Annotated in this window: 17 protein-coding genes and 3 pseudogenes; 2 read left to right on the top strand and 18 right to left on the bottom strand. The window is 35.4% G+C overall.

The window, feature by feature from the left end; all coding sequences use genetic code 11:
- Positions 1–51: 51 nt before the first annotated feature.
- The 12 genes and pseudogenes from atpA to LZ578_RS05440 all read right to left on the bottom strand — a co-directional run bounded on the left by atpA (position 52) and on the right by LZ578_RS05440 (position 9,655).
- Positions 52–1,563 carry a F0F1 ATP synthase subunit alpha gene (gene atpA, locus LZ578_RS05490; RefSeq protein ID WP_235146406.1) on the bottom strand — a complete coding sequence of 504 codons (1,512 nt, stop codon included), beginning with the start codon at positions 1,561–1,563 and terminating at the stop codon, positions 52–54.
- Between the two features lie 19 nt (positions 1,564–1,582).
- Positions 1,583–2,122: a F0F1 ATP synthase subunit delta gene (locus tag LZ578_RS05485; protein ID WP_235146291.1), complete on the bottom strand. Its 540-nt coding sequence runs from the start codon at positions 2,120–2,122 to the stop codon at positions 1,583–1,585.
- Position 2,123: 1 nt separating this feature from the next.
- On the bottom strand, positions 2,124–2,627 hold the full coding sequence (gene atpF / locus LZ578_RS05480; RefSeq protein ID WP_235146290.1) for a F0F1 ATP synthase subunit B: 504 nt from the start codon (positions 2,625–2,627) through the stop codon (positions 2,124–2,126).
- Between the two features lie 36 nt (positions 2,628–2,663).
- Entirely contained in the window at positions 2,664–2,876 is a 213-nt protein-coding gene (gene atpE, locus LZ578_RS05475; protein WP_062469104.1) for a F0F1 ATP synthase subunit C, read from the bottom strand.
- A 51-nt stretch (positions 2,877–2,927) separates the two neighbouring features.
- A complete protein-coding gene (gene atpB / locus LZ578_RS05470) occupies positions 2,928–3,641 on the bottom strand; it encodes a F0F1 ATP synthase subunit A (protein ID WP_235146289.1) in 714 nt (237 codons plus the stop codon).
- Between the two features lie 336 nt (positions 3,642–3,977).
- Positions 3,978–4,612, bottom strand: a pseudogene (gene upp, locus LZ578_RS05465) (uracil phosphoribosyltransferase).
- A 78-nt stretch (positions 4,613–4,690) separates the two neighbouring features.
- Complete coding sequence (gene glyA / locus LZ578_RS05460; protein WP_235146288.1) at positions 4,691–5,911, bottom strand: serine hydroxymethyltransferase; 1,221 nt, start codon at positions 5,909–5,911, stop codon at positions 4,691–4,693.
- Positions 5,912–5,993: 82 nt separating this feature from the next.
- Complete coding sequence (locus tag LZ578_RS12675) at positions 5,994–6,473, bottom strand: Sua5 family C-terminal domain-containing protein (RefSeq protein ID WP_396326727.1); 480 nt, start codon at positions 6,471–6,473, stop codon at positions 5,994–5,996.
- Positions 6,474–7,040, bottom strand: a pseudogene (locus tag LZ578_RS12670) (L-threonylcarbamoyladenylate synthase); the annotation flags it as partial.
- Positions 7,041–7,114: 74 nt separating this feature from the next.
- Positions 7,115–7,963, bottom strand: coding sequence for a peptide chain release factor N(5)-glutamine methyltransferase (prmC, locus tag LZ578_RS05450; RefSeq protein WP_235146287.1), 849 nt, complete (start codon positions 7,961–7,963; stop codon positions 7,115–7,117).
- Positions 7,950–9,029 carry a peptide chain release factor 1 gene (gene prfA / locus LZ578_RS05445; protein WP_235146286.1) on the bottom strand — a complete coding sequence of 360 codons (1,080 nt, stop codon included), beginning with the start codon at positions 9,027–9,029 and terminating at the stop codon, positions 7,950–7,952. The genes prmC and prfA overlap by 14 nt, the downstream gene beginning before the upstream one ends.
- Before the next feature lie 38 nt (positions 9,030–9,067).
- Positions 9,068–9,655, bottom strand: a complete 588-nt coding sequence (locus LZ578_RS05440; protein ID WP_235146285.1) for a thymidine kinase — start codon at positions 9,653–9,655, stop codon at positions 9,068–9,070.
- 245 nt (positions 9,656–9,900) lie between these two features.
- On the opposite strand from LZ578_RS05440, the gene LZ578_RS05435 reads away from it, so the two are divergent.
- Positions 9,901–11,250, top strand: a complete 1,350-nt coding sequence (locus LZ578_RS05435; protein WP_235146284.1) for a Mur ligase family protein — start codon at positions 9,901–9,903, stop codon at positions 11,248–11,250.
- Positions 11,251–11,916: a type 1 glutamine amidotransferase gene (locus tag LZ578_RS05430; RefSeq protein ID WP_235146283.1), complete on the top strand. Its 666-nt coding sequence runs from the start codon at positions 11,251–11,253 to the stop codon at positions 11,914–11,916.
- Between the two features lie 130 nt (positions 11,917–12,046).
- Here LZ578_RS05430 and LZ578_RS05425 read toward each other — a convergent pair.
- From LZ578_RS05425 to LZ578_RS05400, 6 genes and pseudogenes are all read right to left on the bottom strand, one after another.
- A pseudogene (locus tag LZ578_RS05425) lies at positions 12,047–12,289 on the bottom strand (DUF5808 domain-containing protein); the annotation flags it as partial.
- Positions 12,290–12,295: 6 nt separating this feature from the next.
- Positions 12,296–13,108, bottom strand: a complete 813-nt coding sequence (locus LZ578_RS05420; RefSeq protein WP_235146282.1) for a DUF1648 domain-containing protein — start codon at positions 13,106–13,108, stop codon at positions 12,296–12,298.
- Entirely contained in the window at positions 13,109–13,417 is a 309-nt protein-coding gene (locus LZ578_RS05415; protein WP_235146281.1) for a GntR family transcriptional regulator, read from the bottom strand.
- A gap of 186 nt (positions 13,418–13,603) precedes the next feature.
- A complete protein-coding gene (locus LZ578_RS05410) occupies positions 13,604–15,430 on the bottom strand; it encodes an ABC transporter ATP-binding protein (protein WP_235146280.1) in 1,827 nt (608 codons plus the stop codon).
- Positions 15,427–17,157 (bottom strand): ABC transporter ATP-binding protein, encoded by a 1,731-nt coding sequence (locus tag LZ578_RS05405; protein WP_235146279.1) that lies wholly within the window; start codon positions 17,155–17,157, stop codon positions 15,427–15,429. Before LZ578_RS05405 ends, LZ578_RS05410 begins: the two co-directional genes overlap by 4 nt.
- Positions 17,154–17,798 (bottom strand): TetR/AcrR family transcriptional regulator, encoded by a 645-nt coding sequence (locus LZ578_RS05400; protein ID WP_235146278.1) that lies wholly within the window; start codon positions 17,796–17,798, stop codon positions 17,154–17,156. Before LZ578_RS05400 ends, LZ578_RS05405 begins: the two co-directional genes overlap by 4 nt.
- Between the last annotated feature and the right edge of the window lie 46 nt (positions 17,799–17,844).

Genomic DNA, 17,844 nt, shown 5'->3' with positions numbered 1-17,844 from the left:
TTGAAGAACACATAGGATCCTATTCTTCTTAAAGAAAAAACGGATTAGCTATTAGTTGCTGTGTGGCACAAAAACGTGAACAAATTCTTGCAGTGCATCTATTAAATCTTCTTCTGCTGGCAAATCTTTTGTTCTTGTGATGTGTTCCAACAATCGTGGATACGATAACTCCATGTAGTTCATCAATTCTTTTTCATAACGCGCTAAATCTTCAACAGGAATCGTATCTAAGAATCCTTTGGTTAAGGCAAATAGAATGATTACTTGTTTTTCCACATCCATTGGGGAGTGGAAACCTTGTTTCAATACTTCTACTGTACGATGTCCTCGATTTAGACGTTGCTGAGTAGCTCGGTCTAAGTCTGATCCGAATTGAGTAAAGGCTTCTAATTCTCTATAGGAAGCTAAATCTAAACGTAGAGTCCCTGAAACTTTTTTCATTGCTTTAATTTGAGCAGCTCCACCTACACGAGAAACGGATAACCCTGCTGAAACAGCTGGACGAATTCCTGCGAAGAACAAGTCACTCTCTAGGAAAATCTGCCCATCCGTAATAGAAATAACGTTTGTAGGGATGTACGCAGAAATATCTCCTGCCTGAGTTTCCACAATCGGTAAGGATGTAATGGATCCTCCACCCAATTCGTCATTTAATTTAGCTGAACGCTCTAATAAGCGAGAGTGAAGATAGAATACATCTCCAGGATAAGCTTCTCGACCTGGTGGTCTTTTCAGTAATAGTGACATTTCACGGTAAGCTGCTGCTTGCTTAGATAAATCATCATAAACAATTAAGACATGTTTACCTTGGTACATAAATTCTTCTGCCATTGCAGTTGCTGCATAAGGAGCAATATAAAGCATCGGCGCAGGTTTTGATGCACTGGCTGAAACAACAATTGTATAGTCCATCGCATGATAGTTTTTTAACGTTTCCGTTAAATTTCGAACCGTTGATTCCTTTTGACCAATTGCTACATAAATACAAATAACATCTTTACCACGTTGGTTAATGATGGTATCCATTGCAATATTAGTTTTACCAGTTTTTCTATCACCAATAATCAATTCACGTTGTCCTCGTCCAATAGGTACAAGAGCGTCAATTGCTTTTAAACCTGTTTGTAATGGAGTTGTTACGGATTTCCGAGCCATTACACCTGGTGCTTCATTCTCAACTGGTCTTTTTTTAGTTGTGGAAATAGCTCCTTGACCATCCAATGGTCTTCCTAAAGCATCCACGACACGTCCAATCAATTCTTCTCCTACAGGTACTTCCATAATATGGCCCGTTCTTTTAACAATATCTCCCTCATGAAGATCTGTATACTTACCAAATATGATAATACCAACATCATTCGCCTCTAGGTTTTGTGCCATTCCAATTGAACCATTGGAAAATTCAAGTAATTCTCCACTCATTACATTTTGAAGTCCAACTGCTCTAGCGATTCCGTCCCCTACATAGGTTAATTTTCCAATTTCTTCCATTCCTGAAGCAGATTGAAAAGTGCTGATTCGTTGATTGATTAAAGAATGCAAATCTTCTTTTTCTATAGCCACATTTCTCACCTCTTCAATCTCATTCGTCATTTAAAATAAACTCTTTTATTTCTTTTAGTTTTTTTACAATTGTATTGTCGTAATAATAGTTTTCTGTTTCCAAGCGAACGCCGCCCACTACATCTTGATCAATCACTTCATGAATAAAAAGATGGTGACCGCCTACTTTTTTTCGAAAGCTTGCGATGACACGTTCTTTTTGTTCTCTATTCAAAGGTACTGCAGATGTTAATGTAACATCTACTGGTTCTCTATCTTTTTCATGAAGTTTTCTAAACTCTTCAATTGCTGAAACCATGTCTTCAATGGATATCTTTCCATCTTTTTCAACATTTTCTTCTAAACCAGAAAGGAAATTTACTCCTTCAGCTGATAGGTAAGGAACCAATTTTTCAAGATGCTTTTGTGCTTCTTGATCATCATTTGCCTCCTGTAATCCATCAAAAAGAAGATTCATCTCATTGTAAATTTTATCTGCAATTTGTGAGTTAGCTAGAGTATTGTAATGGGAGCGAACAAAGGCTGTTACATCGTAATTTTCTTTATTGTCTTTCACCATATTATTTCTCCAGTCCTTCAATAAATTCCTCGATTAATCGTTGATGATCTTTTGCGTGAACTTCTTTACCAATAATTTTCTGAGCAATATTGATAGATGTTGCTCCTATCTCAGAACGCATATTTTGGAATGCTTGTTTCCTTTCCAATTCAATTTCTCTTTGTGTTTGCTGCTTCAAACGGACAACATCTTCTTTTGCTTCAGAAATAATTGCTTTTTGTAAATCACTTGCTTCTTTTTGTGCTCGATTTAATATTTCATTTGCATCACTTCTTGCATTTCGTAACTGTTCTTGTGTTTCTTTCCGCTGTTTTTCGGCTGTTTTTCTTGCATCTTCAGCCTTATCAATGTCAGCATTGATGGTTCTTTCACGTTCATTAATTGTATTAATGATTGATTCCCATGCAAATCGTTTTACCAGCCAAACCAGTATCAAAAACCCTACTACAGTTACAATTGTATCTCCTAATGCTGTGATGGCTCCTAGCGTATAAGTCCCTGTCATCGTATTTCCTCCCTGTCATCCGATATTTCCCAATTTTTACTGGAAAATAAGCAAGAATGCAATAACTACCGCCATAATTGGAACGGCTTCAATCAATCCAACCCCAATAAACATAAGTGTTTGAAGTCGGCTTTGTAATTCCGGCTGTCGAGCAATCGCTTCGATGGTTGTAGAAATTACTCTACCGTTTCCTAAAGATGCTCCGATGGCCGCTCCTGCTACCGCAATTGCTGCTGCTATAAAATTCATATTAATTTCCCCTTTATTTCTAATAATTTTTTTGTTGTCTAATGTACATTTTTATTCCGCTTCGATTTTATGAGCCAAGTACACCATTGTCAGGGTCGTAAATACGAAGGCTTGAATCGATCCAATGAATATGGAGAAGCCTTGCCATACTATCTGTAAAGGAAGTCCAACAACCCAAGTAAGTGCTCCTCTTGAGTTAGCTAATGAGGCAATTAACCCCAGTAGTATTTCTCCAGCGTAAATATTCCCGTAAAGACGGAGTGCCAATGTTAAAGTATTTGTAAATTCTTCTAAAATTTTGATAGGCATCAATGGCCATACCGGTCGAATATAGCTATTCAAAAAATAGTCTTTAAATCCTTGTTCCTTAACACCAAAGTAATGTGTTAGTAAAATAACCATTAATGCTAAAGCTAAGGCAACAACTGGGCTGGCAGTCGGGCTTTTCCAATAAGAGAAACCATCAATATTCAAAATTAATGCAAGTCCCAAAACGTTAGATACCCAAATGAAAAGAAAAAGTGTAAAACCGAGAAGATGAAATTGTTCTCCTTTTTTCCAATCCATTGAATTCTGAATGATGTTTTTCACAAAATCCATTAGATACTCCATCACTGACTGTGCTTTCCCTGGTCGAATCGACAAATTCCGGGTTGCCCAAAAACAAAATAAAAAAACCAACAGTACGGTCGCTGCCACACTGATGAGAATATTTGCGCTAAAACCAATCCCCATGAACTCTAGAACTTTCGTTTCATGTTCCAAACGTGTCACCTCTTTTCCATACAAATAGAATGGACCATTCCACTTCACCTCAAACCTTTAGTCAAATATTCTTATAAACAGAAGGTTCTGCTTTTGAATACCTATCTCTAAAAAGAAAGACTGATAAAAGTTTTCATGACCCATTTGCATTGCAATCATACCACCTATCCTTTAAATAATCAAAAAAAAGCATAAAATTCCTAAAGTTTTTTTTGAGAAAAAAGTCAATATATTGCACTTATATATTGTGTAACAAAATAAAGACCACAAAATTACGCAAAAATGGTTCAAGCGTGACGAGTATATTCACGCTTGAACCATTCCTATTTGATTACCTTATTTAGTTCCAAACAAACGGTCGCCCGCATCTCCTAAACCAGGTAAAATATATCCTTGTTCATTTAATCTTTCATCCATCGCTGCCACTATAACTTCTACTTCTGGATAGGCATCATTAAGTACCTTAACTCCTTCAGGAGCAGCAACTAGACAGATGAATTTAATGTTTTCTGGCTTTGCATTTCTTTTAATAAGTGCTTCAATAGCAGCTACAGCTGAGCCTCCTGTAGCTAGCATTGGATCTACAACAAACAGCTGTCTTTCTGCAATATCAGCAGGCATTTTAACGAAGTATTCATGAGGTTCAAATGTTTCTTCGTCCCGATACATTCCTACATGTCCTACTTTTGCAGCAGGTAACATAGCTAAAAAGCCATCTACCATTCCTAGTCCAGCTCGCAAGATAGGGATAATCGCAACTTTCTTACCACTCAATCGTTTCTGTATTGATTTTACAAGCGGTGTTTCAATTTCAACATCTTCTAACGGCATACTTCTAGTTACTTCATACGCCATTAACATAGCTATCTCGCTAACCACTTCACGAAAATCTTTCGTTCCAGTATTTTTTCTCGGATAATCGTTAATTTATGCTGGATTAATGGATGGTCCATTACTGTTACTCGTCCCATTTGTTATACCCCTGCTTTCTTTTTTTACTTTTTCCATTGTAATGGAAGAACTTGCATTTTACTAGTGATATTCTATTTTTAGTTTATATACAAAGGAAACTCACTCGTTAGTATTTGAACCTCTTTTTGAATTTCCTCAATTTTTTCAGATTGATTTTTTGCTTCCGCTGTCCGAATGATCAATTCTGCAACTTTTTTAGATTCTTCTATACCAAACCCTCTAGTTGTAATAGCAGGTGTTCCCACACGAATTCCACTTGTTTTACTTGGAGGCAATTTGTCAAATGGTATGGAATTTTTATTTACAGTAATTCCTACTTCATCTAATAATGTCTCTAATTCTTTTCCATTTACTCCATATCCAGATACATCTAGCAGAAGTAAATGATTATCTGTTCCCCCACCGATTATTCGGAATTTTGAATCATGGAATACTTCTTCCATTGCTTTAGCATTCTCAACTACATGCCCAATATAATCATGGAATGATGGTTGTAAAGCTTCATGGAATGATACAGCTTTAGCTGCAATGACATGTTCTAAAGGTCCGCCTTGAATACCAGGGAAAACAGCGCTATTTAATTTTTTAGCAAATTTTTGTTTGGCAAGTATAACTCCACCACGAGGACCACGCATTGTTTTATGAGTAGTTGATGTAACAACATCTGCGTACTCAACTGGATTTTGATGGTAACCAGTCGCACATAAACCGGCAATATGAGCCATATCTACCATGAACAATGCTCCAACTTCATCAGCAATTTCTCTGAATTTTTTGAAATCAATCTGACGTGCATAGGCACTTGCACCGGCAACAATTAAATCAGGCTTTTCTTCCAAAGCAATTTTTCTTACTTCCGTATAATCAATCATTTCTGTTTCTGGATCAACACCATAACTTACAAAATGATAACTTTGTCCGCTAAAATTTACTTTTGAACCGTGAGTTAGATGTCCACCATGATTCAAATCCATTCCTAATATTTTACTATCTTGGTCAACTAGCGCTCGGTACGCGGCCATGTTCGCTTGACTTCCTGAATGGGGTTGAACGTTAGCATATTCTGCACCAAATAATTCTTTCAAACGAGAAATCGCTAAGTTTTCTATGATGTCAACAAATTCACATCCACCATAGTAGCGGCGACCTGGATAACCTTCTGCGTATTTATTTGTCAAAATACTACCTTGTGCTTCTAATACTTCTGTAGAAACAAAGTTTTCAGAAGCTATTAACTCGATTCCTTGTTCTTGTCTTTCTTTTTCTTTGATAATTAATTTAAAAATTTCTGTATCCATTCATACCCATCCCCTGTCTTAAACACCTTTTATGAAAATTTGATTAAAATTCGTTTTTAGTATAGCATATATTCGTTTTAGTTTACAGGGGAGTAGTTAATCCCGTTGGATAACTTCCTGAAGAAGCTTTTTCCAATCGATTCATGAACGCTTCCCCTATCCCTTTTTTAGGATAGGCTTCTACTAAAATATAATCGATATCTTTATCGTCAAAATAGCGTAATCCCGAATAAAAGCGTTGAGACGCCTGTTGTGGAGTTTCTTTTTTCCCTAAAGAAAAAATCCATTCCTTTTGTTTGATAGCTATCTCTTGAAGCATTTCAATCATTTCATCTGACGCAAGAATTCCAAAACTTTGATTTTTTAATCGGAGTTTTTCAATAAAATGAAGCCAATCTTGTTTTTCTCCATTCATAATATATACAGGTTGTTTAGGAGAGTAGTGAGTATACTTCATACCAGGAGCAATAGGGGCTTCATTATTATTGGGATCTCCTCCCGAACGAACTTTCCTGCGGAGAACACCTTCAATTTCTTCTGCTGTTATGGCTCCAGGACGCAAAATAACAGGCCCTTTTTCATTAGTCAAATCGAGAACCGTTGATTCAACTCCAATATCTGTAGCTCCACCTTCTAACACACCAGCAATCTTCCCATTTAAATCATGCAAAACGTGTTGAGTGGTTGTCGGACTTGGCTTGCCTGAAATGTTCGCGCTAGGACCTACAAGGGGGAATCCAGCTGCTTCTATCAACTGCAGGGTAAGAGGCTGATTAGGCATCCTTAATGCAACGGTACCCTGCTTAGTTGTTAACGTAGGAGCAAATACTCCTTCTTTTCCTTTTAAGATAAGTGTGAGTGGTCCTGGCTAAAATGCATCCATTAATCGAGAAGCTTCTTCAGAAACAACTTCCACATATTCTTTAATGTTCTTTGAAGCAACATGTACAATTAAAGGATTATCGCTCGGTCTTCCTTTTACTCGATAAACATCTTTTACTGCTGCATTATTGGATGCAAGTGCTCCTAATCCATAAACGGTTTCAGTAGGAAAAGAAACCAGTTGTCCCTCCCGTAACTTTTGACCAGCTTCTTCAATCGTAAGAGATGTGTATATTTTTGTCTCCATTTCACATTCACTCCTTTACATTTGTGCATAAGAAAAGTCTGAAGCAGTTGCTCCAAACTTCTTTGTGAGTATTTCTATAGAACCATTAAGATTCGATCCTGCCCGTTACTATCTTGTAAGATTGATACTTCTTTGTCAGGAAAAGCACGTTTGTATAATGTAGATAACCGTTCCCCTTGTTGAAAACCAATCTCCATAAACAAGCACCCATCTGTTTTCAGATAGAAAGGAAGTTCATAAGCTAACTTTTCATAGATACTTAATCCTTCATGGTCTGCAAATAAAGCTGAATGAGGTTCGTATTTTAGTACGGATTCATCCATCAAATACTCTTCGTCATGACTAATATAAGGGGGATTACTTAAAATACAATCAAACATTTCTAAGGAAACAGGTTCCAGTAAGTCTCCTTGTAAAAAACGGATGTCGACATGATGAGTGAGCGCATTTTCTTCTGCAACCTGTAATGCTTTCTCAGAAATATCTGTTGCTGTCACTTCGTCGTTCGGACGATTAGCTTTCATGGCAATCGCAATTGCTCCTGAACCGGTACCGATATCTAACACATTCAAATTTTCTTTTCCTTTTAATTGTTTCAATGCTTCATGAACTAATTCTTCCGTTTCCGGACGAGGGATCAATGTATCTGAAGTAACTTTTAAGGGAAGATCATAGAACCACTCTTTCCCAACAATATATTGCAAAGGTTTACCTTCTATTAATTCATTTAAATCTTTCAAATATTGTAAATAAGCAGGTTCTGACATTTTCTTTTTTAAATGAAGAAGTAAGTCAGTACGATTCCAATCCATTCGATCCATAATTAGTCTCTCTGCTAAAAAAGATTGTTTTTGATGCTTTTCCAGATACAGAACCCCTTGTTGAATCACATTCTGATAGGTTTTTGTACTAGTTAGTCCCATTATTTATTTTCTCCAACTTCTTTGTTTGGTCTGCAATAATTAGTGAATCAATGATTTCATTTAATTTACCACTTAAAATTTGATCAAGTTTTTGAATCGTCAAGCCAATGCGATGATCAGTTACTCTATTTTGCGGGAAATTATAAGTTCGAATTCGTTCCGATCGATCTCCCGTTCCGACTGCGGACTTACGATCTGCATCATATTCGGATTGTGCATCAGATGAAATTTTATCATAGACTCGTGCACGTAGTATTTTCATTGCTTTCTCACGGTTTTTAATTTGAGAACGTTCGTCCTGCATCGCTATTGCTATTCCGGTTGGAAGGTGAGTTAAACGAACGGCTGAAGCTGTTTTGTTAACGTGCTGTCCTCCCGCTCCACTTGCATGGTAAATATCTACCCGGATATCTTTCTCATCGATATCAATTTCAACTTCTTCCATCTCTGGTAAAACAACCACAGTGGATGTAGATGTATGAACTCGCCCCTGTGATTCCGTTTCTGGAACACGTTGTACTCGATGAGCTCCACTCTCATATTTTAATTTAGAGAAAACACTCTGACCCGTAATCATCAAAGTAATTTCTTTATAGCCACCGATCCCAGTGATGTGAGCATCCATTACTTCTACTTTCCAACCTTGATTTTCTGCATACTTGGTATACATTTCAAATAGATCTCCAGCAAATAAGGCTGCTTCGTCTCCACCAGCAGCTCCACGGATTTCCATAATAATATTCTTACCATCATTTGGATCTTCGGGAAGAAGCATGACTTTGATAGTTTCTTGCATTTGCTCTTTTTCGTTCTTCAACGAAGTAAGCTCTTCTTTTGCTAAAGAAGCCATTTCATCGTCTAAGTTTTCAGAAAGCAATTCAAGTGTCTCTTCCATTTCTTTTTCTATATTTTTATATTTTCTAAAAACCGCTACTTTACCTCGAAGTTCTGACTCTTCTTTAGTAAGTTCCATTAGGCGATTTGTATCTTCAATAACCTCTGGATCACTTAACAATTCTGTAAGCTCTTCGTAGCGGATAATGAAAGCATCTAGTTGATCAAACATTTTTTCAAAACCCTTCTAAGTTCAATTTCGCGGAATAATTATTTATGAATCGGATCTTGCAGAACTGGAGAAAAATAGTGCTTTCTGCAAACAGGAATATAGGCTTCATTTCCGCCTATTTGAATCTGTTCTCCTTCATAAACTGGTTTGCCATTTAGAATCCGCATATTCATCGTAGCTTTTTTGTGACAATACCAACAAATCGTTTTTAATTCTTCTATTTTATCTGCATAAAGGAGCAAGTATTTTGATCCTTCAAACAATTCATTTGTAAAATCATTCTTCAATCCAAACGCCATTACAGGAATGCTCAAATCATCGACTACCTTCGCTAATTGAAGGACATGAGATTTGTTGAGAAATTGTGCTTCATCCAATAGAATGCAATACGGTTTCTCTTTTGCATTTTTAACTGCTTGCCATAAATCTGTATCATCAAAAACTGGAATGGCTTCTCGTCTAAGTCCAATTCGACTAGTAACATATCCAACTTCATCTCGATTATCCACGGCGCTAGTAAAAATTAGTACCGGTTTATTTTGTTCTTCATAATTGTGGGCTACCTTTAATATCTCAATTGTTTTCCCACTGTTCATCGCACCATATTTAAAAAATAATTGAGCCATCGCTTCCTCCACCGTTATCTTCAAAGTAGTTATCTGTAATATAATAGTAATAAAAGGGTATAAAGTCAATAAACGAGACTCTATTTTTAATATAAATTACTATTGATAAACAAGATCAACTCATTTTATTCGTTATGAACCATTAAAGATTTGGAAAAATATGTTGCTTTCCTTATCTATTATATTCAGAATTATCATCTTTTGTGCTATGATATCCATGAGATTTTAAAGAAGGAGAGATTTATTTGAGCATTCGCGGAACAGTCGCCCTTATAGTAGGAAAAGGATCGCAATGGGCATTACGGACCTTTACAAAAGGTGGAACCAGTTTACCTGGAAAGTTGGCAGCTAAAATTGATCCTGCTGTATTGTCTCAACTTTCTAAAAATTATGAAGTAGTGATTATAACGGGTACAAATGGAAAAACGTTAACTACTTCCCTTACCTATCATGTTTTAAGTCAACGTTTTCAAAATATCTTAACGAATCCAACTGGAGCAAACATGGTACAAGGAATTATTTCTGCTTTTTTAGAAAATAGTGGAAAGAAACATGGAAATAAAAAATTAGCAGTTTTAGAAGTTGATGAAGCGAGTCTCATTTATGTGACAAAATACATTAAGCCAAAAATTATTGTTAATACAAATGTATTCCGCGATCAAATGGATCGTTTTGGAGAAATTTATACCATTTACCAAAAAATGTTAGAGGGAGCTGCTTTAGCTCCAGATGCTATTGTATTAGCAAATGGAGATAGTCCGATTTTCCATTCAAAAGAAATGGTAAATCCACAACTTTATTTTGGATTTAACCATCAAGAAGATGGGGAAACAATGGCTCATTATAATACGGATGGAGTTCTTTGTCCTACTTGTCAACATATTCTTCATTATAAATTTAATACCTATGCAAACTTAGGAAAATATTATTGTCCAAATTGTGACTTCCATCGTCCGGAATTAAAATATGCCGTAACATCTGTTGATCATTTGGACTATCAATCTTCTTCTTTCGAAATAGATGGACACCCCTTTAAAATTAATGTAGCCGGCTTATATAATGTTTATAATGCATTAGCAGCCTACTCTGTTGCGCGTGAATTTGGTTTAACAACTGATGATATTCAAGCTGGCTTTTCGGCTGCTCAACAAAAATTTGGTCGCCAAGAAACTATTCAAATTGGTGAAAAGAAGATTATTCTGAATCTTATCAAAAACCCAGTGGGACTCAATCAAATTATTTCCCTATTGGATTACGAAAAGGATCCTTTTTCCCTTGCTGTTATCTTAAATGACCGCCCCGCAGATGGAACGGATGTTAGTTGGATTTGGGATGGTGAATTTGAACGCCTTACTGAATTTGAAATTCCTTCCGTGTTTGTTGGTGGAATAAGAAAAGATGAATTATATTTACGTTTAAAAGTAGCCGGTATTGAGGAAGACAAGTTAAAAACAACTGACTCCTTATCTATTTTAATAGATTCTCTTCAAGATGCGCCTACTGATAAAATTTATATCATGGCTACTTATACAGCTGTATTAAATATACGCAAATTGCTAGCTGAAAAAGGCTATCTTGCTGAAAGGATGAAATAATTGAAGCTAAAAATATGTCACTTATATGGCAACCTCTTAAATACATATGGGGATAATGGCAACCTCTTAATGCTTCAATATTGTGCCCGCCAAAAAGGTATTGAAGTCGAAACAGAAATTGTTAGTCTCCATGAACCTTTTGATCCAAATGCCTATGATCTCGTTTTTTTTGGTGGTGGACAGGATTATGAACAATTCATTGTTTCAAAAGATATCCAAGATAAAGCAGATTCATTAAAGCAGTATATTGAAAATAATGGTGTTTTCCTTGCTATCTGTGGTGGTTTTCAATTGTTAGGACATTACTATATGGATGCAGCGGGGAATCGGATTGAAGGAATTGGTGCACTCGATCATTACACATTAAACCAAGAAAATAAGCGATTTACTGGTGATATCACGATTGATGATAAAGAAACAGGTGAAATATACACTGGTTTTGAAAATCATAATGGTCGCACTTTTTTAGGTGAAAACGTTGAACCTCTTGGTATTGTACGAGTAGGAAATGGAAACAACAACGAAGACGACACAGAAGGTGCTCGGTATAAAAATGTTTTCTGTTCTTATTTACATGGGCCTTTACTTGTTCGTAATATTTCATTGGCAGACCGCATGATAGACTTGGCAATAAAAACTCAACAACAAAAGAATACAAAATCATAAAACAAAAACGTGTACGGAATTTATCATTCCATACACGTTTTTGTATTTTTTCTATTCCATTATAAGAGAAAGGAGAATTGTTAAAATAATAAAACCAAAAAAGACCCGCAATCATCATCCAAGATTGCCAACGAGCCATATTAAGAGTTGAGCCAATCCCAAAACGTTTTTCTACAAAGATAGAAGAGTCTTCAGGATCATAATAAAAGAGTCCACCTATCCATTTTTTATCTTCTTCAACATCTTCGTAGTAACGTTCCTGTCCTTCATCGTCATCTGCTAATTTTAATTTTTCTCCAGCTTGCCCGTACTTAAAGGTCAAATAAATTGTTGTTCCTAAGATGATTACTAAGTAAAGAATAATTACAACCATCATTGGCTAAAAGGGACTTTCCTTCATAAACAAAGAAAATATATTTAGGAAAGAGAAAAATATTTGAGTCAAAATAGCAGTCATCCATAAAAAATTAGACCAAGCTTTTCTAAATAGCCTACTTTTTTTCGCAGATACAACTGGTTTTAAAGGAGATAGTTTTTGTTTTGATTGAATAAAAGCATAATGACTGAAATTAAAAACGGGAATTAATAATACTTGCATAGTTGGTAACATTAACACACTCCACGGACTTTTTTCAATCCATCGATCTACTTGCATAGAAGTATTCCAATGAATAGGAATCTCTTGAGGAATTTGCTCGTAGAATGCATAGGTCAAAATAACCGTGAGAACAATAATAGATAATTGCCAAATGAAAATAGAAAAATTTCCACGTGTATCTAATTTTTGGTGATATTGACTGTCTACAACTATTTTCTTTGACTCTTCAAAAGCTTCTCTTGGTATCATTTTTTTCCACTCTAGAAGATCATGCCGATATTTTAAGTATAGTACAAAAGAAAAAACTATTAAAAAAATCGTTCCAGTTACTGTATAAATACTAGTGAAAAGTTCTTGATTTAGTTCGGTATCAATATAAGGAGCAATAAAAAGAGGCACTCCTAACAAAATGCTCATTAGAATATTCCAAACGGCATATCGTTTTTTCCTGATTTCTACAAATTGTTTTTGAAGGTAGTCTACTGGAAGGGACACACTAAAAGGAGTAGCATGTCTACTAAATAAAGGTATAATTCCAGTCGTTATTCCAATCGTCAAAAAGACAAAAAACATCAAAAGTACAAAGGTCCACATTTATTCTTCCTCCTTTTTTAATTCATCCATCATTTCTATTTGCCAGTTTTTCATGTCTTCTTCAGAAAGACCATAAACAAAGGCATCAATCATTAATTCTTTCAAGCGTTCTTTCATTTGTTTTTTTGATTCCTCCGTTTGAATTCTTAAGCCCATAGGTTGAAGAGAATACCCTCTTTGATTTTTTGTTAAAATCCCTTCTTCTGTTAAGAGATTGTAAGCTTTATTAACCGTATGCATGTTGACTCCTAAATCACCTGCTAAAACACGGACACTCGGTAAAATTCTCTTCGGGTAGCAACTCCTCATTTATGATTCCTTTTTTTAATTGATACATTAATTGAATATATATAGGTGTTTCACTTGATAGATCAATTTCTAGAAACATTTCCTCACCTCTTTATACTTGTTATATAACAAGTATAACATAAACCATAAAAAAAGAAAGAATCTAAACAGGTTGCCCTCTTTAAATCTTTCTTCCATTCTTTCATTTTAAGAAGCTTCCACATCTGCAAACTGACTGTTATATAAGTCTGCATAGAAACCTTTTTTGGCTAGGAGTTCATCGTGGGTACCTGTTTCTACGATATCACCATTATCCATTACTACAATATTATCTGCATCACGGATGGTGGATAAACGGTGAGCAACAACGAAACTGGTTCTTCCAGAAAGCAATTTCTCCATTGCTTTTTGAATTAAAATTTCGGTCCGTGTGTCTACACTAGAAGTTGCTTCATCTAAAATTAAAATTTCTGGTTTACTAGCAAATGCTCTTGCAATCGTCAATAGTTGACGCTGACCTTGAGAAATATTGCTAGCATCCTCATTCAGTACCGTGTCATACCCTTCTGGCAAAGTACGAATAAATTCATCTGCATAAGCAATCTTAGAGGCTTGACAAATATCCTCTTTGGTTGCATCCAATGGGGCACCATATTTTATATTATCATAGATGGTTCCATTAAAGAGCCAAGTATCTTGTAACACCATCGCAAAATGTTCTCGTAATTCATGTCTGTTGATGTCTCTAGTATCTACACCATTAAGCTTGATACTTCCACCTCTAACATCATAAAAACGTTCCAAAAGATTAATGAGTGTAGATTTCCCTGCTCCTGTAGGTCCAACAATTGCAATCATTTGACCTGGTTTGACGGAGAGGTTGAAATCAGTCATCAAGTCATCTTGATCATTGTATCCAAAACGTACATGCTCAAATGTAACTTTATCAGTTGTTTCAATTGGCTCTATTTCTGAAGATTCTTGTATCATTTCGTCTTCATCTAACATTTCAAAAATACGCTCTGCTGAAGCGATGATTGCTTGTATCGTATTTAAGATATTAGACAATTGCTTCATTGGTTCTGAAAACTGATTGTTATAAGTAAGAAATGCTTGTACATCCCCTATAGGTAATCTGCCTGAAGCTACTTCAATTCCACCGATAACAGCAACAAATACATAACCTAAATTCTTCACCATATTCATCAATGGCATTAATATTCCTGAAACTACTTGAGCTTTCCAAGAAACTCGATAAAGTTCTTCATTTTGAGTACTAAACTCTTCAATCGCACGCTCTTCTTGGTTGAAACTAAGAATTTCTGCATGACCAGAGTAATTTTCTTCTATTTGGTTATTTAATAATCCCAATGTTTTTTGTTGCTCTTTAAAATACGCTTGAGACCGTGGTGCGATTTGTGAAACAATCAGGGCACTCAAAGGAATCGTAATTAATGCGACTAAACTAAGTTTCCAACTAATTATTAACATCATAACCAGGATTCCAAAAAACTGTACAAAACTCATGATAAATTGACTAACAGACTGGATCAGAGAACGAGCAATATTATCAACATCATTAATTGCACGACTCATAATATCACCATTACTATGGGTATCATAATAAGAAATAGGTACACGGGACATTTTATTTTTGAAGTCCTGTCTCATCTGATAGACCGTCTGTTGAACGACTCGTACTACAATAAATTGAGAAGAATAGCTCAAAACAGCATTAATTACATAAAGTGTAATCACTAACAATAAAATTTGACCAATCCGATCAAAATCAACTGGGAAACGATTTACTCCATCTGCACCAATCTGCATCCCTTGTTTTACACCTTCATAAATCGTGGTCGTAGCAGTTCCTAAGATACGTGGAGTTAGTACTTGTAAAATCGTTGCAACAGCTGATAGAGCTACTGTTAGCAATAAAACCCAGCGCTTTCCTGACATATATTTCAATAGACGGCTTAGGGTTCCCCAAAAGTTTTTGGGTTTAACGACTACTTTCGGTGCTGCATTTCTCATTCCCCTTCACCTTCCTTAAATTGTGATTCAAGAATTTCTTGATAAGTTACATTAGAATTTTTCAATTCTTCATGAGTACCTTTACCGACAACATTTCCATTATCTAACACAACAATGACATCTGCATCCATAATGGTACTAACTCTCTGTGCAATAATTACAACGATTGCATCGTCTGTTTCAGATTTCAACTGCTTGCGTAAAGCGGCATCAGTTTTGTAATCAAGTGCTGAAAAACTATCATCGAAGAGATAAATTTCCGGATTTTTAATAATGGCACGCGCGATACACAATCTCTGTTTTTGGCCTCCAGAAAAGTTGGATCCACCTTGCTCTACTCGAGAATCTAAACCATCCTCCATTTTCGAGACAAAATCTTTCGCTTGTGCGGTATCTAGGGCTTTCCAAATTTCTTTATCTGTTGCATTCTTTTTACCGAATTGTATATTTTCACGAATCGTTCCTGAAAATAGATTTGCTTTTTGAGGGACATATCCTATACTTTCTCTTATTGAGTATTGTTCTAAATCAGTCAGGTTAACATCATTTAACAGGACTGCACCTTCCGTAGGATCATAGAACCTCATGATTAGATTGGCAATTGTTGTCTTCCCAGAACCTGTTCCACCAATAATAGCGAGAGTTTGTCCTGCTCGGACATCAAAATTAATATCTTTCACTGTGTCCAATTCAGCACCCAAGAATCGATAGGATACTTTTTTGAATTCTAGTTCACTTCGTAATTTTTTGGATTGAGTGTCGCTAAAAGAAATTTTTCCATCTTGAATGGTACTTTCCATCGCTAATACGTCATTGATTCGATTAGCTGAAACTTGAGCACGAGGAATCATCGTAAGAATCATCGTAGTCATTAAGAAACTAAATAAAAGCATAAATGAATAGTTTATAAAAGCAACTAAATCTCCTACTGACAAATTCCCCACTGAAATAAATTGTCCACCCATCCAAATAATAGCGATATTTGTACCACTTAAAACTAGTGTCATTAGTGGACTTAATAAGCTAACAATAGAAAATGCTTTAATATTATTCTTTTTGAAACTTTCATTGGCTTCAGAAAAACGTTCTTCCTCATACGTGCTTTTATTGAATGCACGTATAACACGTACACCCGTTAAACCTTCCCGGAAGATTAAATTCAATTTATCTGTTTTCTTTTGAATCTTTTTAAATAACGGTATTGCTGAAAACATAACAACTGAAAGTAATGTTATTAAAACCGGGATTGAGATAAGGAATACGCGTGATAGTGAGGGACTTTTAGAGTATGAAAGAACTGCTGCTCCAATCCCCATAATAGGTGCAAACATCATTAAACGTAAAAACATCATTACAACCATTTGAATTTGTTCTACATCATTGGTTGTACGAGTAATTAATGATGCCGTCCCCACAGTATCTATTTTATCTTTAGAAAGATTAATTATTTTCCGATAAACATCCCCTCTTACTTCTCGACCGATTCTTTGTGCTTCTCTGGCGGAAATATATACGCTTATAATCGCAGCCGTAATCGTGACTAGAGTAAGTAGCAGCATTATAAATCCAGTTCGCCATATATATTCTATATTTCCTTTTGCAATTCCCTCGTTAATAATATTGGAGGTCATATTCGGTAAATTTAATTCAGCAAAAACTTGAATGATAATGAAAAGCACAGAACCTAAAAAAGCTTTCCAAGATATTCTTTTTCCAAGTTGGATCATCGTAGTGTTTCCTCCATATTCATTGTTTTTTCTTTTGAAATTCCATTTGATAACCACATTAATTTCTTCCTCATTAAATCATACGCTTTTTTTTCAGACAAATTTTGTGAGAAAACTTGAGAGATTGTCCCATGCATAATTTCAAAAAAGAACTTTAATAGTTCTACTATTTCTGATTTTGATTCCAATACTAAATCACTATAATCAATACCTTCTGCAATCCTTTCAAACAAGCTAAATGGATGTTTATTTTCCTCTTGCTTATAAAAATCCTTACTTCTTTGATACGTTAAATTACAAAAAAGCTGATGATAAAACTTTTGATGTTCTTCCTTAAAAAAGTGCTGATAAAAATAGTCAAAAACATCAAACAAACCAATAAATAATTTACCATCTACATTTTTAAAACAATTCTCAACTTGAACAAATTGATTCTCACGTAGTAAATCTAGACAATACGAATAGAGATCATCTTTGTCCTCAAAGTACTGATAAAAACTTCCTCTTGAAATATCAGCATCTTGTATAATCACATTAATAGAAGTATCTTCTATTGGGACGTTTGAAAATTCTTTATACGCTGCATCTAGTAATCGTTTTTGTTTTTCCTTTGATAAATTAAAAAATGTTTTTTTGGGCATATGGACACCTCCCTTTTATTTGTGACAGGTTGTCACTTATATTTTG

This window comes from Jeotgalibaca sp. MA1X17-3, from assembly GCF_021513155.1.
Lineage (GTDB): Bacteria > Bacillota > Bacilli > Lactobacillales > Aerococcaceae > Jeotgalibaca.
Note: the sequence above shows the minus strand (reverse complement) of the source record. Positions and strands in the feature narration are given on the sequence as shown.

What these genes read in the sequence shown, in the direction of transcription:
- LZ578_RS05485 (WP_235146291.1), bottom strand. Translation starts at nt 2,122, where the DNA reads ATGGTGAAAGACAATAAAGAAAATTACGATGTAACAGCCTTTGTTCGC.
- LZ578_RS05410 (WP_235146280.1), bottom strand. Translation starts at nt 15,430, where the DNA reads ATGAGAAATGCAGCACCGAAAGTAGTCGTTAAACCCAAAAACTTTTGG.
- LZ578_RS05405 (WP_235146279.1), bottom strand. Translation starts at nt 17,157, where the DNA reads ATGATCCAACTTGGAAAAAGAATATCTTGGAAAGCTTTTTTAGGTTCT.
- prmC (WP_235146287.1), bottom strand. Translation starts at nt 7,963, where the DNA reads ATGGGACTAACTAGTACAAAAACCTATCAGAATGTGATTCAACAAGGG.
- LZ578_RS05420 (WP_235146282.1), bottom strand. Translation starts at nt 13,108, where the DNA reads ATGTGGACCTTTGTACTTTTGATGTTTTTTGTCTTTTTGACGATTGGA.
- prfA (WP_235146286.1), bottom strand. Translation starts at nt 9,029, where the DNA reads ATGTTTGATCAACTAGATGCTTTCATTATCCGCTACGAAGAGCTTACA.
- LZ578_RS05415 (WP_235146281.1), bottom strand. Translation starts at nt 13,417, where the DNA reads ATGAGGAGTTGCTACCCGAAGAGAATTTTACCGAGTGTCCGTGTTTTA.
- glyA (WP_235146288.1), bottom strand. Translation starts at nt 5,911, where the DNA reads ATGGATACAGAAATTTTTAAATTAATTATCAAAGAAAAAGAAAGACAA.
- LZ578_RS05400 (WP_235146278.1), bottom strand. Translation starts at nt 17,798, where the DNA reads ATGCCCAAAAAAACATTTTTTAATTTATCAAAGGAAAAACAAAAACGA.
- atpF (WP_235146290.1), bottom strand. Translation starts at nt 2,627, where the DNA reads ATGACAGGGACTTATACGCTAGGAGCCATCACAGCATTAGGAGATACA.
- LZ578_RS05440 (WP_235146285.1), bottom strand. Translation starts at nt 9,655, where the DNA reads ATGGCTCAATTATTTTTTAAATATGGTGCGATGAACAGTGGGAAAACA.
- atpE (WP_062469104.1), bottom strand. Translation starts at nt 2,876, where the DNA reads ATGAATTTTATAGCAGCAGCAATTGCGGTAGCAGGAGCGGCCATCGGA.